The 24,899-nt window shown below is 70.5% G+C and carries 20 protein-coding genes; 13 read left to right on the plus strand and 7 right to left on the minus strand.

The genetic code is table 11. From position 1 onward, the window contains the following. From FDP22_RS18965 to FDP22_RS18985, 5 genes are read right to left on the minus strand one after another with little or no spacing between them, the layout of a single operon-like run. Positions 1–1,131: an acyl-CoA dehydrogenase family protein gene (locus FDP22_RS18965; protein WP_138573669.1), complete on the minus strand. Its 1,131-nt coding sequence runs from the start codon at positions 1,129–1,131 to the stop codon at positions 1–3. Further along, a complete protein-coding gene (locus FDP22_RS18970) occupies positions 1,131–1,943 on the minus strand; it encodes an enoyl-CoA hydratase family protein (protein ID WP_138573667.1) in 813 nt (270 codons plus the stop codon). Before FDP22_RS18970 ends, FDP22_RS18965 begins: the two co-directional genes overlap by 1 nt. Then, positions 1,940–2,404, minus strand: a complete 465-nt coding sequence (locus FDP22_RS18975; RefSeq protein WP_138573665.1) for a MarR family winged helix-turn-helix transcriptional regulator — start codon at positions 2,402–2,404, stop codon at positions 1,940–1,942. The genes FDP22_RS18970 and FDP22_RS18975 overlap by 4 nt, the downstream gene beginning before the upstream one ends. Further along, positions 2,401–3,144, minus strand: a complete 744-nt coding sequence (locus tag FDP22_RS18980) for an SDR family NAD(P)-dependent oxidoreductase (RefSeq protein ID WP_277884155.1) — start codon at positions 3,142–3,144, stop codon at positions 2,401–2,403. The genes FDP22_RS18975 and FDP22_RS18980 overlap by 4 nt, the downstream gene beginning before the upstream one ends. Continuing rightward, a complete protein-coding gene (locus FDP22_RS18985; protein WP_138573663.1) occupies positions 3,141–5,423 on the minus strand; it encodes a bifunctional salicylyl-CoA 5-hydroxylase/oxidoreductase in 2,283 nt (760 codons plus the stop codon). The genes FDP22_RS18980 and FDP22_RS18985 overlap by 4 nt, the downstream gene beginning before the upstream one ends. Before the next feature lie 105 nt (positions 5,424–5,528). Between FDP22_RS18985 and FDP22_RS18990 the strand changes: the two genes are divergently transcribed. The 3 genes from FDP22_RS18990 (at position 5,529) to FDP22_RS19000 (ending at position 8,652) form a co-directional block, all read left to right on the plus strand. Continuing rightward, a complete protein-coding gene (locus tag FDP22_RS18990) occupies positions 5,529–6,305 on the plus strand; it encodes an enoyl-CoA hydratase/isomerase family protein (RefSeq protein ID WP_239031991.1) in 777 nt (258 codons plus the stop codon). A 25-nt stretch (positions 6,306–6,330) separates the two neighbouring features. Next, on the plus strand, positions 6,331–7,458 hold the full coding sequence (locus tag FDP22_RS18995) for a 3-hydroxyacyl-CoA dehydrogenase (RefSeq protein ID WP_138573661.1): 1,128 nt from the start codon (positions 6,331–6,333) through the stop codon (positions 7,456–7,458). A 336-nt stretch (positions 7,459–7,794) separates the two neighbouring features. Continuing rightward, the gene (locus tag FDP22_RS19000) at positions 7,795–8,652 is read left to right on the plus strand and encodes an alpha/beta hydrolase (protein ID WP_138573659.1); all 858 of its coding nucleotides are present in this window, start codon (positions 7,795–7,797) and stop codon (positions 8,650–8,652) included. Here the strand turns inward: FDP22_RS19000 and FDP22_RS19005 are convergent. Continuing rightward, positions 8,630–11,227 carry a cation:proton antiporter gene (locus FDP22_RS19005; protein ID WP_170317800.1) on the minus strand — a complete coding sequence of 866 codons (2,598 nt, stop codon included), beginning with the start codon at positions 11,225–11,227 and terminating at the stop codon, positions 8,630–8,632. The two genes, FDP22_RS19000 and FDP22_RS19005, sit on opposite strands and share 23 nt — an antisense overlap. Before the next feature lie 426 nt (positions 11,228–11,653). Here FDP22_RS19005 and FDP22_RS19010 point away from each other — a divergent pair, with 426 nt between their 5' ends. From FDP22_RS19010 to FDP22_RS19020, 3 genes are read left to right on the plus strand one after another with little or no spacing between them, the layout of a single operon-like run. After that, complete coding sequence (locus FDP22_RS19010; RefSeq protein ID WP_138573655.1) at positions 11,654–11,998, plus strand: BufA1 family periplasmic bufferin-type metallophore; 345 nt, start codon at positions 11,654–11,656, stop codon at positions 11,996–11,998. A 5-nt stretch (positions 11,999–12,003) separates the two neighbouring features. After that, complete coding sequence (gene bufB, locus FDP22_RS19015; RefSeq protein ID WP_138573653.1) at positions 12,004–12,891, plus strand: MNIO family bufferin maturase; 888 nt, start codon at positions 12,004–12,006, stop codon at positions 12,889–12,891. Between the two features lies 1 nt (position 12,892). Then, positions 12,893–13,651: an HvfC/BufC N-terminal domain-containing protein gene (locus FDP22_RS19020; protein WP_170317801.1), complete on the plus strand. Its 759-nt coding sequence runs from the start codon at positions 12,893–12,895 to the stop codon at positions 13,649–13,651. 636 nt (positions 13,652–14,287) lie between these two features. Here the strand turns inward: FDP22_RS19020 and FDP22_RS19025 are convergent. Further along, positions 14,288–15,571, minus strand: coding sequence for an ArgE/DapE family deacylase (locus FDP22_RS19025; protein ID WP_138573649.1), 1,284 nt, complete (start codon positions 15,569–15,571; stop codon positions 14,288–14,290). A 364-nt stretch (positions 15,572–15,935) separates the two neighbouring features. Here FDP22_RS19025 and FDP22_RS19030 point away from each other — a divergent pair, with 364 nt between their 5' ends. The 7 genes from FDP22_RS19030 to FDP22_RS19060 all read left to right on the plus strand — a co-directional run bounded on the left by FDP22_RS19030 (position 15,936) and on the right by FDP22_RS19060 (position 24,884). Continuing rightward, the gene (locus FDP22_RS19030; protein ID WP_138573647.1) at positions 15,936–17,522 is read left to right on the plus strand and encodes an ABC transporter substrate-binding protein; all 1,587 of its coding nucleotides are present in this window, start codon (positions 15,936–15,938) and stop codon (positions 17,520–17,522) included. Positions 17,523–17,597: 75 nt separating this feature from the next. Further along, positions 17,598–18,539, plus strand: coding sequence for an ABC transporter permease (locus FDP22_RS19035; protein ID WP_138573645.1), 942 nt, complete (start codon positions 17,598–17,600; stop codon positions 18,537–18,539). Beyond that, positions 18,539–19,414 carry an ABC transporter permease gene (locus FDP22_RS19040; RefSeq protein ID WP_138573643.1) on the plus strand — a complete coding sequence of 292 codons (876 nt, stop codon included), beginning with the start codon at positions 18,539–18,541 and terminating at the stop codon, positions 19,412–19,414. Before FDP22_RS19035 ends, FDP22_RS19040 begins: the two co-directional genes overlap by 1 nt. Continuing rightward, positions 19,414–21,045: an ABC transporter ATP-binding protein gene (locus tag FDP22_RS19045; RefSeq protein ID WP_138573641.1), complete on the plus strand. Its 1,632-nt coding sequence runs from the start codon at positions 19,414–19,416 to the stop codon at positions 21,043–21,045. The genes FDP22_RS19040 and FDP22_RS19045 overlap by 1 nt, the downstream gene beginning before the upstream one ends. 11 nt (positions 21,046–21,056) lie before the next feature. Then, positions 21,057–22,604 (plus strand): M81 family metallopeptidase, encoded by a 1,548-nt coding sequence (locus tag FDP22_RS19050; protein ID WP_138573639.1) that lies wholly within the window; start codon positions 21,057–21,059, stop codon positions 22,602–22,604. Continuing rightward, the gene (locus FDP22_RS19055) at positions 22,591–23,751 is read left to right on the plus strand and encodes a M20 aminoacylase family protein (protein WP_138573637.1); all 1,161 of its coding nucleotides are present in this window, start codon (positions 22,591–22,593) and stop codon (positions 23,749–23,751) included. Before FDP22_RS19050 ends, FDP22_RS19055 begins: the two co-directional genes overlap by 14 nt. Continuing rightward, the gene (locus FDP22_RS19060; RefSeq protein ID WP_138573635.1) at positions 23,748–24,884 is read left to right on the plus strand and encodes a M20/M25/M40 family metallo-hydrolase; all 1,137 of its coding nucleotides are present in this window, start codon (positions 23,748–23,750) and stop codon (positions 24,882–24,884) included. The genes FDP22_RS19055 and FDP22_RS19060 overlap by 4 nt, the downstream gene beginning before the upstream one ends. Positions 24,885–24,899: the final 15 nt, after the last annotated feature.

A 24,899-nucleotide genomic window follows, 5' to 3' on the forward strand; every position in this document is an offset into this window, starting at 1 on the left:
CTAACCTCCGAGTGTCTGTCGGGCGATGATGATTTTCTGGACGTCTGATGCGCCCTCGTAGATGCGCAGCGCACGGATCTCGCGGTAGAGTTCCTCCACCTTCGAGCCCTTGCGCACGCCGTCCCCGCCATGGATCTGGACCGCCTTGTCGATGACGATCTGGGCCTGGTCGGTGGCGTGAAGCTTGGCCATGGCGGCCTCGCGGCTCACCCGCGGGGCGCCGCTGTCCTTGGTCCAGGCGGCGCGGTAGACCAGCAGGGCCGAGGCGTCTATGGCCAGCGCCATGTCGGCGATATGGCCCTGAACCATCTGGATCTCGGCCAGCGGCGCGCCGAAAAGCTGGCGCGAGGTGGCGCGGGCCAGCGTCTCCTCCAGCGCGCGCCGGGCGAAGCCGAGCGCCGCGGCGCCGACCGTGGAGCGGAACACGTCGAGCACCGACATGGCGATGCGGAAGCCCTTGCCCGGGTCGCCGATCATGGCGGAGGCCGGCAGGCGGATGTCGTTGAAGCGCAGGCGGGCGAGCGGGTGCGGGGCGATCACCTCCAGCCGCTCGACGATCTCCAGCCCCGGGGCGTCCGCCGGCAGCAGGAAGGCCGAGAGCCCCTTGGCCCCCGGCCCCTCGCCGGTGCGGGCGAAGACCACGTAGAGATCGGCGATGCCGCCGTTGGAAATCCAGGTCTTCTCGCCGGAGAGGATGTAGCTGTCCCCCTCCTGCCGCGCGGCGCAGGCGATGTTGGCCACGTCCGAGCCCGAGGCGGGCTCGGTGAGCGCGAAGGCCGAGATTGCCTCGCCCGCGCGGGTTTTCGCCAGCCTCGCGCGCTGCTCCGGCGTTCCGAACAGTGAAACGGCGCCCATGCCGAGCCCCTGCATGGCAAAGGCGAAGTCGGCGAGCCCGTCATGGCGGGCCAGGGTCTCGCGGATGATGCACAGGGAGCGGACGTCGAGCGCCTCCCCCCCCGAATGCTGCAGGAAACCCGCCTGCCCGAGGGAGGCGACAAGGCCGCGGCAGGCGGCGTCCACGTCCCGGTGGTCCACCGGCAGGTTGGCCGCACACCAGGTTTCCAGCTCGGCGGCAAGCGCGCGGTGGCGGTCGTCGAAGAACGGCCAGTCGAGGAAGGTCCGGTCCGCCATCAGTTGCCCTCGAACACGGGTTTCTCGCCGGCCACGAAGGCGTGGTAGGCGCGCTCGAAATCCTGCGTCTGCATGCACAGGGCCTGGGCCTGGGCCTCGGCCTCGATGGCCTGTTCGGGCGTCATCGACCATTCGTGGTTGAGCTGGGTCTTGGTCATCATGTTGGCGAAGGTGGGGCCGGAGGCGATCCGCCCGGCGAGCTTCAGCGCGGCGGCGATCAGCTCACCCTCCTCATGCAGCGCATTGTAGAAGCCCCAGCTCGCGCCCTCCTCGGCGCTCATCACCCGGCCGGTGTAGAGCAGCTCCGCCGCCCGGCCCTGGCCGATGATGCGCGGCAGCATCGCGCAGGCGCCCATGTCGCAGCCCGCAAGCCCGACCCGGTTGAACAGGAAGGCGGTCTTCGCCGCCGGCGTGGCCAGACGCAGGTCCGAGGCCATGGCGATGATGGCGCCCGCGCCCACGCAGACGCCGTCCACCGCCGAGATCACCGGCTTGCCGCAGCCCAGGATGGCCTTCACCAGATCGCCGGTCATGCGGGTGAAGGCGAGCAGCTCCTTCATGTCCATCTTCACCAGCGGGCCGATGATGTCATGCACATCGCCGCCGGAGCAGAAGTTGCCGCCGTTGGGGGTGAAGACCACCACGTCGACGTCCTCGGCATAGACCATGTCACGGAAGGTGTCGCGCAGCTCGGCATAGCTTTCGAAGGTGAGCGGGTTCTTGCGCTCGGGGCGGCGCAGGTTGATGACCGCCACGCGGCCCTCCATGCGCCAGTCGAAATGCTGCGGCGTGAGCCCTGCCATCATGGTCATCTGCCTGTCCTCCGTATATCGCTCATCATCGTTATGGCCCGGCGCATGTCCTGCGCCGGGATGTCGCCGATCTGGCCGGCCACCCAGTCGGCGTGGCGCGCGGCCATGCGGCCGAAGTCTTCCTCGCCCTTCGGGGTGAGGCGCACGACGGTGGCGCGCTTGTCGCCCTCCACCGAGCAGCGGACCACCAGCCCGTCGGCGACCAGCCGGTCCACGATACCGGTGACATTGCCGTTCGAGACCATGAGCTGGCGCGAGAGCTCGGACATCTTCAGCCCATGGCCGGAGCGCTCCAGCATCGCCATCACGTCGAAGCGCGGCAGGGTGGTGTCGAACTCCAGCCGCAGCATCTCGCGCATGCCGTTTTCCAGAAAGCGCGTGGTCTTGAGCATCTGCAGCCAGAACCGCAGCGACAGCTTGCCCTCGGTGAGGGCGACCGGCGGTTGCGGCTCCGGGCTCATGTCTCGCCCCCGGAGATGGAGATCGCCTGCCCGTTCACCGCGTCCGAGCCCGGGCCGCAGAGCCAGAGTGCGGCGGCGGTCACCTCCGCGGGCAGCACGAGGCGGCGCTGCGGGTTGGTCGCGGCGAGGGCGGCCTTCGCCTCCTCGGCGGATTTCCCGGTCTTTTCCATGATGTTGGCCACGGAGCGTTCGGTCATCTCGGTTTCCAGGAAGCCCGGGCAGAGCGCGTTCGCGGTGATGCCCTTGCGCGCCACCTCCTGCGCCACCGCGCGGGTGAGGCCCACCACGCCGTGCTTGGCCGCCGTATAGGGCGCCACGTAGGAATAGCCCTTCAGCCCGGCGGTGGAGGCGATGGCGATCAGCCGGCCCCAGCCTTCCATCTGCCGCAGCCCCTCACGGAAGCTGAGGAAGACGCCGGTGAGGTTCACCGAGAGCATCCGTTCCCAGGCATCGAGCCCGGTCTTCGCGAAGGGCGCGCTCTCCGAGGCGCCGGCATTGGCGATCACGATGTCGACCGGGCCGGCCGCGGCGAACATCGCCGCCACCGAGGCCTCGTCCGTCACGTCGCCGGTCACCACCTGCATCGCGCCCTGGCTCACCGCCTCCAGCGGCTCCGCCCGGCGGCCGGTGATGACCACCCGCGCGCCGGCGGCATGGAAGGCGCGGGCCATGTCGGCCCCTACCCCCGTGCCACCGCCGGTGATGAGCACCGAGCGGCCGGAGAGCGTGCCGCCAGTCACGCGCCGGCCTGCTGGCGGGCGCGCTCGGCCAGCGTGATCGCCTGTCGGCGTCCACCCTCGTAGGGCGCGGGCCAGGCCTGCTCGGTGTCGCCGAGCGCGATGCCGGCGTGCAGGGTCCAGTACGGGTCGGCGAGGTGGGGCCGCGCGAGCAGCACCAGGTCGGCGCGCCCGGCCATCAGGATGGAGTTCACATGGTCCGGCTCGTAGATGTTGCCCGCGACCAGCGTGGTGATGCCCGCCTCGTTGCGGATGCGGTCGGAGAACGGCGCCTGGAACATGCGGCCGTAGACCGGCTTCTCTTCCTTGGTGGTCTGGCCGGAGGAGACGTTGATCGCGTCCGCCCCCGCGGCAGTGAACAGCTTCGCGATCTCCACGGCCTCGTCCGGGGTCACCCCCTCCTCGCCCATCCAGTCATGGGCGGAGATGCGCACAGTCATCGGCTTTTCGGCCGGCCAGGCGGCGCGCATGGCATGGAACACCTCCAGCGGGAAGCGCATGCGGTTCTCGAGGCTCCCGCCGTAGTCGTCCTCGCGGGTGTTGGACACCGGCGAGATGAAGGAGGCGAGCAGATAGCCATGGGCGGCGTGCATCTCGATCATGTCGAAGCCGGCGCGGGCCGCGGCCTCGGTGGCGGACACGAACTGGTCGCGCACCGCGTCCATCCCGGCGCGGTCCATCGCCTTCGGGGTCTGGTTGCCGGGCTGGTAGGGGATGGCGGAGGCCGAGATCAGCGGCCAGTTGCCCTCGGGCAGCGGCGCGTCGATCTTCTCGAAGCCGCGCTGGGTGGAGCCCTTGCGCCCCGCATGCCCGATCTGGCAGCAGATCTTCGCATCCGTCTCGGCATGGACGAAGCCGGTGAGCCGCGCCCAGGCCGCCTCCGCCTCCGGGCTGTAGAGGCCCGGGCAGCCGGGGGTGATCCGGCCTTCCGGGCTCACGCAGGCCATCTCGGTGAAGACGAGGCCGGCGCCGCCCTTCGCGCGCTCGGCGTAATGCACGAAATGCCAGTCCGTGGGCACACCGTCCACCGCCTTGTACTGCGCCATGGGAGAGACGACGACGCGGTTGCTCAGCGTCATGTCCCGCAGCTTGAAGGGCGCGAACATCGGCACCCGGTCGGAGTTGGAGCCCGCCTGGGCCTGGAACCAGCGCTCGGCCGATTTCAGCCATTCCGGGTCGCGCAGGCGCAGGTTCTCGTGGGAGATGCGCTGCGAGCGTGTGAGCAGCGAGTAGTTGAACTGAACCGGGTCGAGGTCGAGGTAGCGCTCCACCTCCTCGAACCACTCGGTGGAGTTGCGTGCGGCGGACTGCAGGCGCAGGACGTCGGTGCGCCGCTCCTCCTGGTAGCGCTCGAAGGCGGCCTCCGGCGTGGGTTCCTCGTTCACCAGCCGTGCGAGGGCGATGGCGCTCTCCATGCCCAGCTTGGAGCCCGAGCCGATGGAGAAATGCGCCGTGGCCGAGGCGTCGCCCAGCAGCACCACGTTCTCGTGGTGCCATTTCTCGCACAGCACGCGGGGGAAGTTGATCCAGGCCGAGCCGCGGATGTGGTTCGCGTTGGTCATCAGCGCGTGGCCGCCGAGATGGCTCGCGAAGATCTTCTCGCAGACCGCGATGCTCTCCTGCTGCGACATGGTGCCGAAGCCGAAGGCCTCCCAGGTTTCCGGGCCGCATTCCACGATGAAGGTCGCGGTGTCGGCGTCGAACTGGTAGGCATGCGCCCAGACCCAGCCATGCTCGGTCTTCTCGAAGATGAAGGTGAAGGCGTTGTCGAATTTCTGATGCGTGCCGAGCCAGACAAACTTGCACTTGCGGATGTCGATGTCGGGCTGGAAGGCCTCGGCGAATTTCGTGCGCGTGCGCGAGTTCAGCCCGTCGGCCGCCACCACGAGGTCATAGTCGCCCATGATGGCCTCGGTATCCGGCACGTCGGTCTCGAAGCGCAGATCCACGCCCAGTTCCCGCGCGCGGTCCTGCAGCAGCAGCAGCAGGCGCTTGCGCCCGATTCCGCAGAAGCCGTGGCCGGAGGAGACCGTCGAGACCCCCTTGTGAACCACCTGAACATCGTCCCAATAGGCGAAATGCTCGCGAATCGCCGCCGCGCTCACCGGGTCATTGGCGGCGAGGTTGTCGAGCGTCTCGTCCGACAGCACGACCCCCCAGCCGAAGGTGTCATCGGCGCGGTTGCGCTCGAACACCGTGACCTCATGCGCAGGATCCTGCAGCTTCATGCTGATGGCGAAATAGAGGCCCGCGGGCCCTCCACCGAGGCAAGCGACTTTCATGGCGTGGACTCCTGAATCTCGTTCTCGGAAATCAGCCTTGCACCGTTTCCACATCATTTCAAGCATAAACCTTTATACTTGAAATACCAGCCCGGGAGGGTCTTAATGGCGCCCATGAGCACAGACACGCTTCGCACCGAACTCCATGAGGGATGGGCCCGGCTCACCCTCGCGCGCCCCGAGCGGCGCAATGCCCTCAACACCGCGCTGCTGGCCGAGCTGGCCGCGGCGCTGACGCGCCTCGACGCCGATGCCCAGGTCCGTGTCGTGGTGATCGCGGGGGCCGACGGCCATTTCGCCGCCGGCGCCGACATCGGCGAGATCGCGACCAAGACCACCGCCGAGGGGCGGGTCGACCTGCGCAAGGACAGCTGGGCGGCGATCCGCGGCTTCTCCAAGCCGCTCATCGCGGCCGTCGAGGGCTATTGCCTGGGCGGCGGCTGCGAGTTGGCGCTGATGTCCGACATCATGATCGTGGCGCCGGATGCCCAGCTGGGCCTGCCGGAGACCAATCTCGGCATCATCCCCGGTGCCGGCGGGGCGGAGCGGCTCACGGCGCTGATCGGCCGGGCCCGGGCCATGCGCATGGTGCTGTCGGGAGAGATCATCCCCGGCAGCCTGGCGCATGACTGGGGCATGGCCGCCTTCCTCGCCGAGGATGTGCAGGGCGAGGCGGAAGACCTCGCGCGCCGGCTTGCCCGCCGGGCGCCGCTTGCCCTCATGGCCGCGAAGCGCGCCGTGGTCGGGGCCTCCGAATCGCCGCTCGCCGGCACGCTCGCGGCCACGCGCACCGCCTTCGAGGACCTGCTCGACAGCGCCGACAAGGCCGAGGGCATCGCCGCCTTCGGCGCCCGGCGCCACCCCGTCTTCACGGGCCGCTGAGCCCCTTCCCCGATCCGGAGATCCCATGCCAGATTTCGCCACCATCGCCATTGCCGGAGCCGGTGCCATGGGCAGCGGCATCGCGCAGGTCTGCGCCCAGTCCGGGCGCGACGTGCTGCTGTTCGACCTCTCCGCACCGGCGCGCGAGCGCGGGCGCGAGGCGATCTCGGACAATCTCGACCGGCAGATCTCGAAGGGCCGGATCAGCCGTAGCACCGCGGAGACCATCCTGTCGCGCATCCGCCTCGCCGCCACCCCGGAGGCCCTCGCCCCCGCCGGGCTGGTGATCGAGGCGATCATCGAGAAGCCGGAGCCCAAGCAGGCGCTGTTCCGCGCGCTGGAGGCGATCTGCGGCCCGGAGACGGTGTTTGCCACCAACACCTCCTCCATCGGCGTGGGGGAGATCGCGTCGGCGCTGGCCGTGCCGGTGCGCCTTGCGGGGCTGCATTTCTTCAACCCCGCCCAGGTGATGAAACTGGTCGAGGTGGTGGGCCATGCCGCCACGCCGCCCGCCCTCACCGAGCGGCTGGCCGCCTTCGCCCGCGACATCGGCAAGACCCCGGTGATCTGCGCCGACAGCCCCGGCTTCATCGTGAACCGCTGCGCGCGGCCGTTCTACGGCGAGGCGCTGGCGATCCTGGAGGAGGGGGTGTTCGACGCCCCGGCCATCGACGCGGCCATGCGCGCGCGCGGCTACCGGATGGGCCCCTTCGCGCTCATCGACCTGGTGGGAGCGGACATCAACCTCGCCGCGACCGAGACGGTCTGGGCCGCGCTGGGGCGGAACCCGCGTTACCTGCCCTTCCCGGCGCTGCGCGCGCAGGTGGCGCGCGGCGATCTGGGGGCCAAGACCGGCCGCGGCTTCGTGACCCCGGCCGTGGAGGCCGCGCCCGCGCCGGAGGCGGTGGCGGACCGGATCGAGGCTGCGCTGGTGAACGAGGCCGCGCACATGTGCGACGAGGGGCTGGCGGATGCCGCCGGCATCGACACCGCGATGAAGCTGGGGCTGAACTTCCCGCGCGGCCCGTTCGAGATCCTCGCGGCCGTGGGGCCGGCGGAGGTGCGCGCCCGCCTCGCCGCCGCCGCCGCCACCGCGCCGGACGCGCTGAAGCCGCGCTACGCGCCGGCCGCCGCGCTGGACACCCCGGCGTGAGGGCCCGCGCCGCGGACCACCTTCAAGTCTGCCGCCCCGCCGGAGCGGCTTCCGCGCTGCGGGATCATCTCTGCGCCGGATGCACCGGCCCGGCGGCCCTCGCTGCGGGTTGCGGCCGCCGCGCCGCCCCGCAGGGTGCCCGGTGGCCAGGTCTCCGGCCTGCCGCGCATCGCAGCGCAGGCCCGGTGGGGCGGGAGCGGCCTGCTTCGGCTTCGGGTGCGGCGGACCGTCCGGCCGTCCGGGCCGCCTGCCCTGACCGCATGTCCTCGCCCGGCTCGCGCGCTGCGCCGGCCCGGGCTGTTTCCCTCCCCCCTTCGCACTGACAGGAGCTCGCCCATGACACATCCCGACATTCCCGGCATCGGCGGGCGCGACGGTTTCGGCTGGAAGCCGGTCACCGATTGGGACGCCGCCTATTCCAACACCGGCGCCATTCCCGGAGGCATGGACTATCCCGCGCGCTGGGTGGCGCAGGCCGCCGCCTTCCGGGCCTCCGCCCGCATGGAGGCGGACATCGCCTATGGCGACACGCCGCGGGAGCGGCTGGACCTGTTCCTGCCCGAGGGCCGGCCGAAGGGCCTCGCGATCATCGTGCACGGCGGGTTCTGGCTGGCCTTCGACAAGTCCGTCTGGTCGCATCTCGCGGCGGGTCCGCTGGCGCGGGGCTGGGCGGTGGCGATGCCGAGCTACACGCTGGCGCCCGAGGCGCGGATCTCGCGCATCACCGCCGAGGTGGGCCGGGCCATCGCCTGTTCCGCGGCGCGGGTGGAGGGGCCGATCCGGCTCACCGGGCATTCGGCGGGCGGCCACCTGGTCTCGCGCATGGTGTGCGAGGACGGCCCGCTGCCGGAAGACGTGCTGGCGCGGCTGGAAAGGGTGATCTCCGTCAGCGGGTTGCATGACCTGCGCCCGCTGATGAACTGCGAGATGAACACCGGGCTGAAGCTCGATCTCGCCGAGGCCACCGCCGAGAGCGCCGCACTGCACCGGCCGGTTCCGGGCAAGCAGATCACCGCCTGGGTGGGCGGCGACGAGCTGCCGGAGTTCCTGCGCCAGAACGACCTGCTCGCCAGTGTCTGGACCGGGCTCGGCGCGGCCGTGACCTGCCACCACGAACCGGGGCGCCACCATTTCGACGTGATCGCCGATCTCACGGACGCGGACGCCCCGCTCACCCGGGCTCTGCTGGGCTGAGCGCGGGGCGACCCCGCTCTGCGGATACCGTGTCCGCGGGAAGCGGGGCGGGTTCCGGGGCCGGCAGGTTCGCGCGCGGCCGCCGGCTGCTGTGGCCGCGGGCCAGCCGCTGTTCCGCCGCATCGCGGATCGCGGCGCCGATCTCCGGGTCGGCGCGGGCGAGGCGCTTGAATTCCTGCCGCGAGAGGGTGAGCAGGCGGCACAGGCCGAGCGAGACCACGCTGGTCTCGCGCCGGCCCGTGGGCGAGACGATGGCCCGTCCGCCGAAGAAATCCCCGCTGCCCAGCCGCACCGGGCGCTCCGCGCCGCGCACCTCCACCGCGCCGTCGGCCAGGAAGAACATCCGGTCTTCCCGCGCGCCCTGGTGGACGATCACCTCGTCATGCGTGGTGAAGCGGGTGCGCAGCTTGCGCGCCACCTTCTCGCGCTGCGCGGGGGAGAGGGCGGCGAAGATCGGCGCGCGTTGCAGCAGCTCCGCCCCGGGGCGGGCGAGGTCGAGCCGCGGGCGGGCACCCAGCCGGCGCTCGCGCCGGTCCAGCCCGCGCGAGAGATCGGTGTGCAGCTCCGGGCCGATCACGCCGTCGCGGAACAGCCGGTCGTATTCCTGGCGCTCCCGGCGCAGCGCGGCGCGGGCGATCAGCGCCCGGTCCAGCGCCGCGGCATAGACGGGGTACTGCAGCTCCACCGCGCCGATCGCGGCCTCCACCGCCTCGGTGCGCCGGGCGAGAAGGCCGCGGAGGTTCTCCGCCACGTCCCCGCCCACCATCGGCGCCAGCCGCTCGCGCGCGAAGGCGTCCAGGATGCCGAGGTGGCGTTCGCTCTCCAGCATCATGGCCAGGTGCAGCTCGATGGCCGCGCGCAGCGGCCGGTCCCAGCCCAGCCGGCGTTGCAGGAACACCGCGCTGCGCATGTAGGGCGGATGCCGCAGGCCGCGCTCGTAGGCGGCCCGGTAGCCGGAGCGGCTGGATTGGCGGGCGCTGTCGGAGATGCGGTCGGCCTGCAGGCGCAGGCGCATGGTCACGCGCGGCCCGGTGGCGCCGGCCTCGAAGCCGCGCCGCACCAGCCGCTCCTCCTGGGCGCAGAGGATGGCGAGGCCGAGGCGCAGCCGCCGCCCGAACAGGATCTGCCCGCCGCGGGCGCGCCCGCGCGCATCGGCCTGGGCGGCGTTGAGGTCCTCCTCCACCTCGGCGCGGGTCTGCGCGTCGAGGCGGCGCAGCTGGGCGAGGTCTCCCACCACCTCCTTCACCCGGGCGAAGGAGCCCTCCACGATGCGCTCGCGCAGCGCCAGGTCCTCCAGCGACAGCCGGTCCAGCCCCAGCCTGCGGGTGACCCAGGCCAGGGTGGAGGCGTTCAGCACCAGGGTGAGCAGCGCGTAGCCGGCCGCCATGGCGCCGACCAGCCGGGCGTCGTCTCCCAGTGCCGGCAGGTTCCCCAGCGACAGCGCCAGAACCAGCGTGACCGCCCCGCGCACCCCGCCCCACAGCACCAGGACCTTCTGCGGCTGGGTGATGGGCGTGGCCAGCCCCGCCCGGTCCATCAGCGGCAGCACGCCCCAGAGCACCACCGCCCGCGCCGCCAGCGCGCCGAGATAGACCGGCACCAGCAGAAGCGCCTGCCAGCCCTCCAGCGCCACCAGCATGCCGGGGGTGAGGGCAGAGACCAGCAGCAGGATGAGCCCGCTGGCCCAGAAGCCGATCTGCTGCCAGATCGCCGTCACCGTGCTCCAGTTCCGCGGCCCCATGCGCACGTAGCTCACCGACCCGGTGGCCAGCCCGGCGAAGACCACCGCCACCACGCCGGAGGCGCCGAACACCTCCTCCGCCAGGATGAAGGCGCCGTAGGCGACCGCGAGGGTGAGCGAGACCTCCGCCGCCGTGGAGCCGCGCAGCAGCGGGTAGAGCCGCGAGCCCAGCCACGCCGTGCCCAGCCCGGTGAGCGCGCCTATGGAGAAGGTGCGCGCGAAACCCGCCGCGAGCCCGCCGGGCGTGAGCGTGTCCGGCCCCAGCGCCGCGGCGCCGAGCAACAGGCTGAAGATGGTGATGGCGGCGGCATCGTTGAGCAGGCTCTCGCCCTCCAGGATCACCAGCAGCCGCCGCTGCGCGCCGATCTCGCGGAAGGTGCTCACCACCGCCGCGGGGTCCGTGGTGGCCACGGCGGCGCCGATCAGCAGCGCCGGGATCAGCGCCAGCGGCGACACCCACCACAGCAGCATCCCCACCACCGCCGTGGCCACTACCACCGCCAGCACCGCCATGATGAGCACGATGGGCAGTTCGTCGAGCATGCGGCGCACGTTCACCGCCAGCGCCATCTCGAACAGCAGCGGCGGCAGGAAGACATAGAGCAGCGCGCTGCTGTCGAGCGAGATCTGGTGCAGGAACCAGAAGTCATACGGGTCCAGCGTGGCGCCGGAGAGGGTGATGTCGGCCCCCGACATCACCGCGCCATAGGCAAGCCCGGCGCCCGCCAGCACCACCGGCAGCGGCACCGACAGCCAGCGGGCCAGGGGCACGGCAAGCGCGAGGAAGGTGAGGATGCCCGCCAGCCCGAGCAGGGCGAAGGAGATCAGTTCCATGACACGGCGAGGCGCGGGCGGGCCGGGCGGCGCGGGCCGGGGCGTCGGGCTGCAGGGCGGGATGCGGAACGGGAAACGGAAGGATGCACGGACACGGGGATGAGCCGACCTCGGATCTGGACTGGTGGTGAAACGCCGGTTGTGCGGCGCAACAGAACATAGGCGCCCGCCCCCGGAAATCCACATTTCCCGGTCACGCTTTCGCGTGCGATCGCGAGGGACATTGACCGCGCGCGCAGTTGCAGCACATAAAGGTGGCAACTGCGCGGGGCAGACGGCCCCCCGGATGTCGCGGCCCCCGGGGGCGCCGATGCCGGAATGGTCCGCAATCCCCCCGTGCCACAGGTTCGTGCCCCGGCCGCCCCGTTCCGGCGGGCCGGCCACACGAATGAAACCGGAAAAGACATCCGAGGGACGAGACAGGACATGAGCAGCCGAAGCTCCGCGACCAACACCGCCCTGCTGGCCAGCGCCGTGGCGACCGCCCTTGCCGGGGCCGCCTCCGCCACGCCGCCGATGAAGGACAAGGAGCAGTGCTTCGGCATCGCCCTTGCCGGGCAGAACGACTGCGCCGCCGGCCCGGGAACCAACTGCGCCGGCACCGCCAGCGTGCATTTCCAGGGCAATGCGTGGAAATGGGTGCCGGAGGGCGACTGCCTGAAATACGGCGCCCCGGGCGCGACTGCCGACTACATGATGTACGGCGGACGCCGCGGCTCGCTGGAGCCGCTGGACCGCGACCTGCCGGACACCGCAGAAGGGAACAGCTGACCCGCATGACAGCCCTGCCCGCCCGCGCCGGCGTTTCCTTCCGACACGAGCATGCCCGCGGCATCCTCGCGCGCCGGCCCGATATCGGCTGGTTCGAGGTGCACGCGGAAAACTACATGGGCGCGGGCGGTCCGCCGCACCGGCTGCTCACCGCGCTGCGCGCGCACTGGCCGGTGTCGCTGCACGGGGTGGGCCTGTCGATCGGCGGCGAGGGGCCGCTGGACCGGGGCCATCTCGCGCGGCTGGCCGGGCTGGTGGAGCGCTATGCGCCGGCCAGCTTCTCCGAGCATCTCGCCTGGTCCTCGCACGAGGGCACGGCCTTCAACGACCTCCTGCCCCTGCCCTACACCGAGGAGGCGCTGGCGCGCATCTGTGCCCATGTCGACCAGGTTCAGGAGGCGCTGGGGATGCGGATGCTGCTGGAGAACCCCACCTCCTACGCGCATCTGCCCGGGTCCGACATCCCGGAGACCGAGTTCCTCGCCGCCATCGCCCGCACCACCGGCTGCGGGCTGCTGCTCGACGTGAACAACGTGCACATCTCCGCCACCAATCTCGGCTTCGACGCCGGCGCCTACCTCGACGCGTTTCCGCTGGCCGAGGTGGGGGAGATCCACCTCGCCGGGCATTGCGTGGAGATCGCGGCGGACGGAACCCGCCTGCTGCTCGACAGCCATGACCGCCCGGTGGCCGAGGCGGTGTGGCAGCTCTTCGCCGGGGTGATCGCGCGCACCGGCCCGGTGCCGACGCTGGTGGAATGGGATGCGGACATCCCGGACTGGCCAGAGCTTGCCGCCGAGGCCGCCACGGTCGACCGGCTGCTGGCCGAGGCCGCCGCGGCCAGTGCCCCCGGCGCGCGCGGCCCCGCCGTCCCCGCGCTCACCGATGACTGACGTGGCTGGCCCGCCTGCCCCCGCGAGCTTCCAGAGCCGTGCCGCCGCGGCCCTGCGCGACCCCGCCGCGGTGCCTCCGGCGGACCCGGCGCGGTTCGGCATCTGGCGCAACAACGTGCGCGGCGCGGCCGCCGGCGCCCTGGCGGCCACCTACCCCGCGCTGCGCGCCCTCACCGGGCCGCGCTTCTTCGAGGCGATGTGCCAGGAACTGCTGCACGCGCATCCGCCCCGTTCCCCCGTGCTGCACGAATACGGCGCCGAGATGGCGGGCTTCGTGGCCGGCTTCCCGCCCCTCGCGCGCTATCCCTGGCTGGAGGGGGTGGCCCGGCTGGAATGGGCGCGCCTCAAGGCCTACCATGCGGCGGAAGCGCCGAGCCTCGGCCTCGGCGTGCTCGGCGCCCATGCGCCGCAGGCGCTGGCCGGGCTGCGCCTGCGCCTCCACCCGTCTTTCGCGCTGGTCGAGAGCGCCTGGCCGGTGGTGACCATCTGGGCGGAGACGACCGGCCGTGCCGACCCCTCGCAACCCGACATGAGCCGGGCCGAGGCAGGCCTCGTGCTGCGCCCGGACTGGGTGGTGGAGACCACCGCCATCTCCCCCGCCCGCGCCGCCTTCCTGCGCTGCATCGCCGCCGGTGGCACGCTGGGCGCAGCCGCCGCCGCGGCCGGGCCGGACGCCGACCTCGCCGCGGAGATCACTGCGCTCTTCGCCTCCGGCGTGGTGTCCGAAGTCTGCCCGGCGGAGGACGGCCCGACGGGCTGAAGCCGCCTCCGCGCCCGGCCCGTCCCCACCCCACGCAGCGACCCGACACGCGCGGCGACCCGACACGCGCAGCGGCCCGACACGTGCAGCGGCCCGACACGTGCAGCGGCCCGGCACGTGCAGCGGGCCAACACGCGCAGCGGGCCAACACGTGCAGCGGGCCAACACGCGCAGCCGCCCGATGCGCGCGCCGCCCCTGGCCAGATGGGCGCGGGCAGGTTTGCGCGCAGGCGGAGGGCCGGGCGGGACGCACGCGGCCCCCGATCGGCGTTGCATCCGCGCGCGGCTGCGCGGAGCCCTTGCGCGGCGCCGCACGGGCTCTGCCGGCAGGATGGCGCCTGGGAACATCGGCGGGTATCGGCGGACGGGGGCTTGCGGGTCGAACGCCACGGATCGCAGCCGGACCGGCCCGCGGTCACCACAGCTTCAGGGGGAGATGCGTGCAGCCGGCTGCCGCAGTGACGCACCACCGGGGCGGGGCCTCCGGGCTTGCCGCGCCCGCGTGGGCCAGCGAGGCCGGGGTTGCCCGCATCCCCGCATCCCGACCCCGGGCAGCGCGGGCCGGGGGCACCCCCCGGCGAGGCGGTCGTCGGGCGCGGAGACGGGGGCGAGACCCCTGCCTCCGGCGCCGGGGTGTCACACGGCCTCGAGCCCGCACCATTCCGCGATGAACAGCGCGATGGAGAGCGTGGTGCGCTTGAGCGAGGACAGGCTCACGCTCTCGTCGAACCCGTGGCTGGCGCGGCTCTTCGCGCCGTAGCACAGGGTGGGGATGCCGTCGAACAGCGCATAGACGCGGGCGTCGAGATAGGCCAGCGAGCTGTGCGCGGTCAGCGGTTCGCCCATGGCGCTCTCATGGGCGCGGGCCAGGACGGCCTCGGCCTCGCTGCCCTCGGGCTGCACGTAGCCCTCGGCGAAGAAGCCGTTGAAGGTGACCTTCGGCAGGGTGTTGGCGAGGTAGCTGTCCGCCCGGGCGAAGGCGGTGATGTGGTCCTCGATCTCCTTCGCGCACTCGGCCACGTTCCAGCCCGGCAGGATCGAGATGCGGTAGTCGATGGTCGCCCAGCACGGCACGGAGGAGGCCCAGTCGCCACCGGCGATCTTGCCGATGTTGAGGTTCAGCGGGTGGTCGAAGCCGGCGAAGAGCGGATGCTCGGCCTTGCGGGCGTTCCACGACGCCTCCAGCTCGCGCAGCGCGGCGGTGACGCGCATCGCCGCGTCGATGGCATTCGCGCCGTCACCCATCTCCTGCACGTGCACGGGGAAGCCTTCCACGGCCACCTGGAACCACAGCACGCCCAGGTTGGCGCGGATGAGGCTCTCGCCCGTGGGCTCGGGGATCAGCGCCGCGTCGGCCTTGTAGCCGCGCAGATGGGTCATCAGGGCGCCGTTGCCGGTGCTCTCCTCCTCCACCACGGACTGGACGTAGCAGGTGCCGGCGGGCTGGTAGCCGGCGGCGCGCAGCGCGTCCAGCGCGCCGATCAGGCAGGCGAAACCGGACTTCATGTCGCCCGCGCCGCGGCCGTACATCCAGTCGCCCTCGATGGTCGCCGCGTAGGGCGGGTGCGTCCACATGTGCTCGGGGCCGGTGGGCACCACGTCCACATGGCCCTGCAGGATGACCGAACGTCCGGTCTCCTCCTTCGGCCGGTGGATGCCCACCACGATCGGCGCCTCGGAATGGGTGTCCGACCAGCGCCCCGCCCCGGGGTGGCGGGCCAGCGCCTCGCGGTCCATGTCGAACCGGTCCATCGCGTAGCCACGGGCCTTGAGGGTGCGGAAGATCAGGTCCTGCACGGTGTGCTCCTCACCGCGCTGGGAGGCGCAGGCCACGAGAGCGGAGGTGAAGGCGATCTGGTCGTCGAATCCGGCCGAGACGGCGTCGGCGATCGTGTCGCGCAGGGTCTTGTCGAGAGCCACGGGGCAATCTCCTTGAGGTGTCGGGAATGAGGTGTCTGAACCGGGGTGCCGGCCGCAACCGGCCGGCCCGGAGCGCATGCTGCCCCCGGGGGTCGTGCGGCGTCAAGCCTTGCGCCCGCGCGTCCGGGCCGCCTGTGCCCGCGAACGGGCCGACATTGCGCGAAACTGCATACATGCCGAGCGTGAGGCCCGGCATGTGCTCAAATTGCAGGCTTTAATAATCGTATTCGCAAAAATTATGAATTTTTGGTTTCACCTGCCGGGCGCGCTGCATAGGCTCGGTTTCAACAAGACAGGGCACCGAAGAGGACCGGCCGCGTGGCCGGTGCAAGATCCTGTCGTTTTCCAGCAGGAAGGAGAATTCATGACCGCTTTCAGCACGATCCGGCCAAGGGGGCTCGTCGCGGCGGCTGCCGTGGCGCTCGGACTCGCGGCCCCGGCCTCCGCCGAGACCATCACCGCGGTGATGCACTCGGGTCTGCGGGTGCTCGACCCGGTGATGACCACCGCGCACATCACCCGCGACAACGCCTTCATGATCTTCGACACGCTCACGGCGATGAACTCGGATTTCGAGGTCACCCCGCAGATGGCGTCGTTCGAGGTGTCCGATGACGGGCTCACCTACACCTTCACCCTGCGCGACGGGCTGAAGTGGCACGACGGCGGCGAGGTGACCCCCGCCGACTGCATCGCCTCCATCAAGCGCTGGATGGTGCGCGACGGCGGCGGCCAGATGATCGCCGACCGCATGGAAAGCCTGGAGGCCACCGGCGACAAGAGCTTCGCGCTGAAGCTCAAGGAGCCCTTCCCCTACACGCTGCAGGCGATGTCCAAGCCCTCCGGCCTCGCGCTGTTCATGATGCCCGAGCGCATCGCGAGCACCCCGGCCGATACGGCGATCACCGAATACATCGGCTCCGGCCCGTTCAAGTTCGTGCCCGACGAGTTCCAGCCGGGCGTGAAGGTGGTCTACGAGAAGAACGAGGACTACGTGCCCGCCGAGGGCCCGCAGAGCTGGTTCTCCGGCGCCAAGGACGTGAAGGTGGACCGCGTGGAATGGGTGACGATGCCCGACGCGCAGACCTCCATCAATGCCCTGATGAACGGCGAGATCGACTACATGGAAGCGGTTCCGGTGGACCTGCTGCCGCTGCTTCAGGGCGTGGACACCGTGAAGACGGATGTGCTGGCCAAGCTCGGCTCGGTCACCATCGGGCGGATGAACTTTCTCTACCCGCCGTTCGACAACCCCAAGATCCGCAAGGCCGCGCTGATGGCGCTGAGCCAGGAGGATGTCCTCACCGCGCTGATCGGCAACCCGGAATACTTCCAGGTGTGCGGCGCGATCTTCGGCTGCGGCACGCCGCTCGAATTCGCCGACGGGTCCGAGACGCTCACCTCCGGTGGCGACATCGAGGGCGCGAAGGCGCTGCTCGAGGAAGCCGGCTATGACGGCACCCCGGTGGTGCTGATGCAGCCGACGGACGTGGTCACGCTGGCTGCCCAGCCGGTTGTCGCCGCCCAGGCGCTGCGCGCCGCGGGCTTTGTCGTCGACATGCAGCCGATGGACTGGCAGACGCTGGTCACCCGTCGCGCCAGCCAGGCCAAGCCCTCCGAGGGCGGCTGGAACCTGTTCTTCACCAACTGGATCGTTCCGGAAGTGTCGAACCCGCTGGCCAACATCATGCTCAACGGCCGTGGCGACAGCGCCTGGTTCGGCTGGCCGAACGATCCCGAGATCGAGGGCCTGCTGGGCGAATACGCCTCCGCCGCCGACCTGGACACGCAGAAATCCGTCGCCGAGAAGATCCAGGCGCATGTGATGGAGAACGTGAACTACATCCATCTGGGCCAGTACAACTCGCCCTCGGCCTGGAACGCCGCGCTCACCGGTGTGGCCGACGCGCCCTTCCCGGTGTTCTGGGGGGTCGGCAAGTCCGCCGACTGATCCACCCGCACCCTGAACGCTTCCCCGGGCAGGCCATGCCCTGCCCGGGGCCAATTCCGACGGTGAGGGAAAGCCATGCCCGTCTATTTCGTCCGCCGCGTCCTGGCTGCCATCCCCGTGATGCTCGTCGTGGCGATCTTCGTCTTCCTGCTGCTGCGCCTCACGCCCGGAGACCCCGCCGCGATCATCGCCGGCGACATGGCGACCCCGGCCCAGCTGGAGCGCATCCGCGACGCGCTCGGCCTCAATGACCCGCTGCACATCCAGTTCCTCACCTGGATCGGCCGCCTGCTGCAGGGCGATTTCGGCACCTCGCTGATCTCCAACAAGCCGGTGCTGGAGCTCGTGGAAGACCGCATGTGGCCCACGATCTGGATCGCGCTCATCACCATCACCCTGTCGGTGATCGTGGCCGTGCCCATGGGCGTGCTGGCCGCCTGGCGCCACCGCACCTGGGTGGACCATATCGTGATGACCTTCTCGGTGCTGGGCTTCTCCATCCCGGTGTTCGTGATCGGCTACCTGCTGATCAAGCTCTTCGCCATCGACCTGCGCTGGGTGCCCGTTCAGGGCTACAAGGCGCCGAGCGCCGATATCGGCGGCTTCGCCATCCGCGCCGTGCTGCCCGCGCTCACGCTGGCCTCCATCTACATCGCGCTCATCGCCCGCATGACCCGCGCCAGCCTCCTCGACGTGCTGAACGAGGATTACGTGCGCACCGCCCGTGCCAAGGGCCTCGCCGAGCGGCGGGTGCTGTTCCGCCACGCGCTCCGCAACGCCGCCGTGCCGGTGATGACCGTGATCGGCACCGGCTTCGCGCTGCTCATCTCCGGCGTGGTGGTGACCGAGAGCGTGTTCAACATTCCCGGCCTCGGCCGGCTCACCGTCGACAGCATCTTCGCGCGGGATTACCCGGTGATCCAGGCGCTGATCCTGCTCACCTCGGGCATCTACGTGGCTGTGAACCTGCTGATCGACCTCTCCTATTCCCTGCTCGACCCGAGGATCCGCTACTGATGGCCGACAGCACGCCCCTTCGCGCAGCCTTGCGCCTGCCGACCGCGAAACTGGCGGGCCTGGGGCTCGGCTTCGCGCCCCTCATCGCCGCAATCGTGCTGCTGCTGATCGTGCTGGCCGCGGTCTTCGCGCCCTACATCGTGCCGCATGACCCGATCGCGCAGAACCCGGTGCTGCGGCTGAAGCCGCCCTCGGCGGATTTTCCGCTCGGCACGGACGCCTATGGCCGCGACCTGCTCTCGCGCGTGGTCTACGGCGCGCGCATCTCGCTCACCATCGGGATCGGCGTCACGGTGATGGCGGTGGTGCTGGGGCTGTTCATCGGCCTCGTCTCCGGCTTCTTCCGCACGGCGGACGCCATCGTGATGCGCATCATGGACGGGCTGATGGCCATGCCCTCGGTGCTGCTCGCCATCGCCATCGTCTCGCTCTTCGGCGCGAGCATCTGGACGGTGATGGCCGCGATCACCATTCCGGAGATCCCCCGCGTGGTGCGCCTGGTGCGCTCCATCGTGCTCTCGGCGCGCGAGGAGCCCTACGTGGAGGCCGCGCTCTCGCTCGGCACCTCCATGCCGCGCATCCTCTGGCGCCACCTGATGCCCAACACCTTCGCGCCGCTCACCGTGCAGGCCACCTATGTGTGTGCCTCCGCGATCCTCACCGAGGCGATCCTGAGCTTCCTCGGCGCCGGTGTCTCCACCGAGACGCCCACCTGGGGCAACATCATGGCCGAGGCGCGCATCTACTTCCAGCTCAAGCCCTCGCTCATCCTGTGGCCGGGGCTGGCGCTGTCGCTGTGCATCCTGTCGATCAACCTGCTGGGCGACGCCGCCCGCGACATCCTTGACCCGCGCATGGGCAAGAGGGAGGGCTGATCATGGCCGAAGTACTCAACGTCGAGAATCTGCGCGTGGCCATCGATTCCCCCGGCGGGGCGGAGGTGGTGCGCGGCATCTCGCTCACCATCAACGAGGGCGAGACCGTCTGCCTCGTGGGGGAGAGCGGCTCGGGCAAGTCCGTCACCTCGCTGGCCACCATGGGGCTTCTGCCCAAGGGGTCGCTGAAGCCGGTGGGCGGAACGATCCGGCTGGAGGGCGAGGACCTGCTCTCCTGCTCCGCCGCCCGGCTGCGCGACCTGCGCGCCACCCGGATGTCGATGATCTTCCAGGAGCCGATGACCGCGCTCAACCCGGTGATGAAGGTGGGAGACCAGATCACCGAGGTGCTGCAGGCCCACACCAAGCTCTCCAATTCCGCCTGCCACGCCAAGGTGCTGGAGATGATGGAGCAGGTGGGCCTGCCGGATGTCACCCGCATTGTGTCCAGCTATCCGCACCAGCTTTCGGGCGGGCAGCGCCAGCGCATCATGATCGCGATGGCGCTGGTGCTGGACCCGAAGCTGCTGATCGCCGATGAGCCCACCACCGCGCTCGACGTGACCACCCAGAAGCAGATCCTGTTCCTGATCAAGGAGTTGCAGAAACGCCACGGCACGGCGGTGCTGTTCATCACGCATGACATGGGCGTGGTCTCCGAGATCGCGGACCGGGTCTACGTGATGAACCGCGGCGACCTGGTGGAGACCGCGCCCATCGACACGCTGCTGCGCCACCCGAAGGAGGAGTATACCCGCAAGCTGCTCTCCGCGGTGCCCTCGCTCACCCCGCGCGCGGCGCGCCCGGTCTCGAGCGAGCGCACGGTGCTGCAGGTGACGGAGCTGGTGAAGCGCTACGGCGGCGGCGGCTTCCTCGCCAGGGCGCCGGAGACGCTGGCGGCCAATGACGTGAACTTCACCCTGAAGGCCGGCCGCACGCTGGGCATCGTGGGCGAGAGCGGCTCGGGCAAGAGCACCGTGGCGCGCTGCGTGATGCGGCTGATCGACCCCAGTGCGGGGGGCATCCGCATCGCCGGGCATGACATCGCCACCCTGTCGCGCAACGGCATGAAGCCCTACCGGCGCAAGCTGCAGATGGTGTTCCAGGACCCGTATCGCTCGCTCAACCCGCGCATCACTGTGGCCGAGAGCATCATGGAGGGGCCGGTGAACTACGGCACCCCGCGCGCCGAGGCCCGGGCCCGGGCGGAGGAGCTGCTCGAACTCGTCGGCCTGCCGGCCTCGGCGGCGGCACGCTATCCGCACCAGTTCTCCGGCGGCCAGCGCCAGCGCATTGCCATCGCCCGGGCGCTGGCCATGGAGCCGGACCTGCTGGTGGCGGACGAGGCGGTCTCCGCCCTCGACGTCTCGGTGCAGGCCCAGGTGCTGGACCTCTTCGCCGAGGTGCAGGAGCGCATGGGCATCGCCATCCTGTTCATCACGCATGATCTGCGCGTGGCCGCCCAGATCTGCGACGACGTGGCGGTGATGCGGCGCGGCGAAGTGGTCGAGATCGGCGATACCGCCACCGTGCTGGGCAATCCGCGCCATGAATACACCCGTGCCCTGCTGGAAGCGGCCCCGGGCCGCCACTGGGATTTCGCCGCGTTCGCGCCGGTCAGCGCGGCCTGAAGGAGACTTGCATGTCGTCCGCCTCTTCCACCGCCCCGCGCATTGCCGTTGGCGGGTTCCTCCATGAAACCAACACTTTCGGCCCCTCGAAGGCCACCTATGAGGACTTTGCCTCCGGCGGGGGCTCCGGCCGCATGGTCGAGGGGGAGGCGATCCTCGGCCGGGCGCGCGGCATGAACGCCGCCATCGCCGGGGCCATCGAGGCCGGCGAGGCGCGGGGCTGGGACATGATCCCTACCCTGTGGTGCGCCACCTCCCCCTCCGCCCACGTCACCGAGGACGCCTTCGAGCGCATCACCGGGCGGATGCTGGAGCTGATCGAGGCCGCACTGCCGCTGGACGGCATCTTCCTGGACCTGCACGGCGCCATGGTGACGGAGCATCTCGACGACGGCGAGGGCGAGCTGCTGCGCCGCCTGCGCGAGATCGTCGGGCCGGACATGCCGGTGGTCGTGGCGCTGGACCTGCATGCGAACGTGACGCCGCTGATGGTCTCCGCCGCCGACGTGCTGGAGAGCTACCGCACCTACCCGCATGTCGACATGGCCGAAACCGGCGCGCGCGGCGCGGCCGCACTGGCCACGATGATCGGCACAGCCTCGCGGCCGGGAAAGGCGTTCCTGCAGGCGCCCTTCCTCACCGCCATCTCCTGGCAATGCACGGACATGGAACCGGCGAAAGGGCTCTATGCCCTGCTGGGAGAGCTGGAGCGCGACCAGCTCACCATGAGTTTCAACATGGGCTTCCCGGCGGCCGACTTCCCCGATTGCGGCATGAGCGTGCTGGCCTACGGCGCGGGCGCCGACACCGCCGCAAGGGCGCTGATGAAGGCGGTCGAGGCGGCCGAGAGCGCCTTTGCCGGGCGCGTCTACACCCCCGAGGACGGCATCGCCGAGGCGCGCCGCATCGCCGCCTCCGCCAGCCGGCCGGTCATCATCGCCGACACGCAGGACAACCCGGGCGCCGGGGCCGACAGTGACACCACCGGCATGCTGCGCGCGCTCATCGCCGAGGGCGGGCGCGCGGCCATCGGCAATCTCTACGACCCCGAAAGCGCCCTTGCCGCCCATGCCGCCGGGGTGGGCGCCACCGTGCGCCTGTCGCTCGGCGCGAAATCCGCCATTCCGGGCGATGCGCCGCTGGAGGCGGAGTTCGTGGTCGAGGCCCTCACCGACGGGAGCTTCCTGGCCAAGGGCCCGTATTATCTGGGCCGGATGATGAACATGGGCCCCTCCGCCTGCCTGCGCATCGGGGATGTGCGCATCGCGCTCACCTCCGCCAAGGCGCAGATGGCCGACCGGGAGATGTTCCGCACGCTGGGCATCGTTCCGGAGGAGGAGCCGCTCCTCGTGGTGAAATCCTCGGTGCATTTCCGTGCCGATTTCGCCCCGATCGCCGAGGAGATCCTCGTCTGCGCCGCCCCCGGCCCGATGGCCGTGGATCCTGCATTGCTGCCCTGGACACGCCTGCGCCCGGGGTTGCGCATGAGCCCGAACGGGCCCGTGTTCCAACCCTCAGAACAAAACTCCCCGAAGGAGACGACCAATGCCGGTCATTGACCGTATCGCCGCATATGCGGACGAACTCACCGCCATCCGCCGCGACCTGCACGAGCACCCGGAGCTGGGCTTCGAGGAGGTCCGCACCTCCGGCATCGTGGCCGAGAAGCTGAAATCCTGGGGCGTCGAGGTCACCACCGGCCTCGGCAAGACCGGTGTCGTGGGGGTGCTGAAGGGCGCGAAGCCGGGCCGGACCATCGGCCTGCGCGCCGACATGGACGCCCTGCCGATCCACGAGGAAACCAACCTCGCCTATGCCTCGAAAAACCCCGGCGTGATGCATGCCTGCGGCCATGACGGCCACACCACCATGCTGCTGGGCGCCGCGAAATACCTCTCCGAGACGAAGGACTTCGCCGGCACCGTGGTGTTCATCTTCCAGCCCGCCGAGGAGGGCCTGGGCGGTGCGCGCGCCATGCTCGCCGACGGGCTGTTCGACAAGTTCCCCTGCGACGAGATCTACGGGCTGCACAACTCGCCCTACCACGCGCCGAACCAGATCGGCGTGAAGCCGGGCGCGGCCATGGCCGGCTCGAACTTCTTCGACATCACCATCACCGGGCGCGGCGCGCATGGCGCCATGCCGCAGGCGTCGAAGGACCCGGTGGTGATCGCCTCCGCTCTCGTGGGGCAGATCCAGTCCATCGTCTCGCGCAACGTGGACCCGACGAAACCGGCCGTGGTCTCCGTCACCCAGATCCACTCCGGCTCGGCCTACAACGTGATCCCGAACACGGCCACGCTGGCCGGCACCATCCGCTATTTCGACGCGGCCGTGGGGGAGCTGATCTCCGAGCGGATGACCGAGCTCTGCGAGGGCGCGGCGAAATCCTACGGCGTGGACATCGCCCTCGACCTGCGCAACGTCTTCGACGTGCTGATGAACGACCCGGCCCTCTCGGACGAGCTGGCCGCCGTCGCCACGCCGCTGGTGGGGGCGGAGAACGTCTCCATCAAGGAAGAGCTGGTGATGGGCTCGGAGGACTTCGCGGACATGCTGCGCGTGGTGCCCGGCGCCTATTGCACCGTGGGCCATGGCGGCGACGTGCCGCTGCACAACCCCGGCTTCGTGCTCGATGACGGCATCCTGCCGGTCGGCGCCAGCCTGCTTGCCCGCCTTGCAGAAACCCGTGGAGCCGCGGCATGACCAGCTGGAAAGACCTCGCCTTCGACACGGACGCGATCATCGACGGCCTGAAACCCTGGATCGAGTGCGAAAGCCCGACATGGGACGCCGCCGCGGTGAACCGGATGATGGACATCGTGGCCGTGGATTGCGCCAATCTCGGCGCCTATATCGAGCGCATTCCCGGCTCCATGGGCTTCGGTGGATCGGTGCGCGCGCGCTTCCCGCACCCGGACATGGACAAGCCGGGCATCATGGTCTCGGGGCATTTCGACACCGTGCATCCCATCGGCACCCTGGCGCAGAACCCGTTCCGCCGCGAGGATGGCAAGGTATACGGCCCCGGCATCCAGGACATGAAGGGCGGCAACTTCATCACCCTCACCGCGATGAAGGCGCTGCTCGACGCGGGCATCCAGACGAAGCTCCCCGTCACCTTCCTGTTCACGCCGGATGAGGAGGTGGGCACCCCCTCCACCCGCACCCTGATCGAGACCGAGGGCAAGCGGGCGAAATACGTGCTCTGCCCCGAGCCGGCGCTGCCCGACAACGGCGTGTGCACCGGGCGCTACGCCATCGCGCGCTTCCGCATCACCGCCACCGGCAAGCCCAGCCATGCCGGCGCGCGGCTGAAGGACGGGGTCTCGGCGGTGCGCGAGCTGGCGAAGCGCATCATCGAGATCGAGGAGATGACCTCCGACAGCTGCACCTTCTCGTGCAACAACATCTCCTCCGGACAATGGGTGAACTGCGTGCCGAGCTTCGCCGCCGCCGATTGCCTGTCGATGTCCAAGACCCAGGCGGACCTCGACGCCGGCGTGGAGAAGATGCTGGCGCTCAGCGGGGAACGCAACGGCGTGACCCTGAAGGTGGAGCGCACCTTCACCCGTCCGATCTGGGAGGACGGCCAGCCCGAGACCATGGCGCTCTACGAGAAGGCGAAGGCGATTTCCGCCGAGGTGGGCCTCGACATGCCGCACGCCAGCCAGGGCGGCGGCGCGGATACGAACTTCACCGGCGCGCTGCGCATCGCCTCGCTGTGCGACCTCGGGCTCTGGGGCAACGGGCTGCACACGCTCACCGAGCATATCGAGGCGGACATGATCGTGCCGCGCACCCGAATCATGGCCGGGCTGCTCGCCACGCTGGACTGATCCCCGGCTCCCGAA

The sequence above is a fragment of the Paroceanicella profunda genome (genome assembly GCF_005887635.2).
Classification (GTDB): Bacteria; Pseudomonadota; Alphaproteobacteria; order Rhodobacterales; family Rhodobacteraceae; genus Paroceanicella; species Paroceanicella profunda.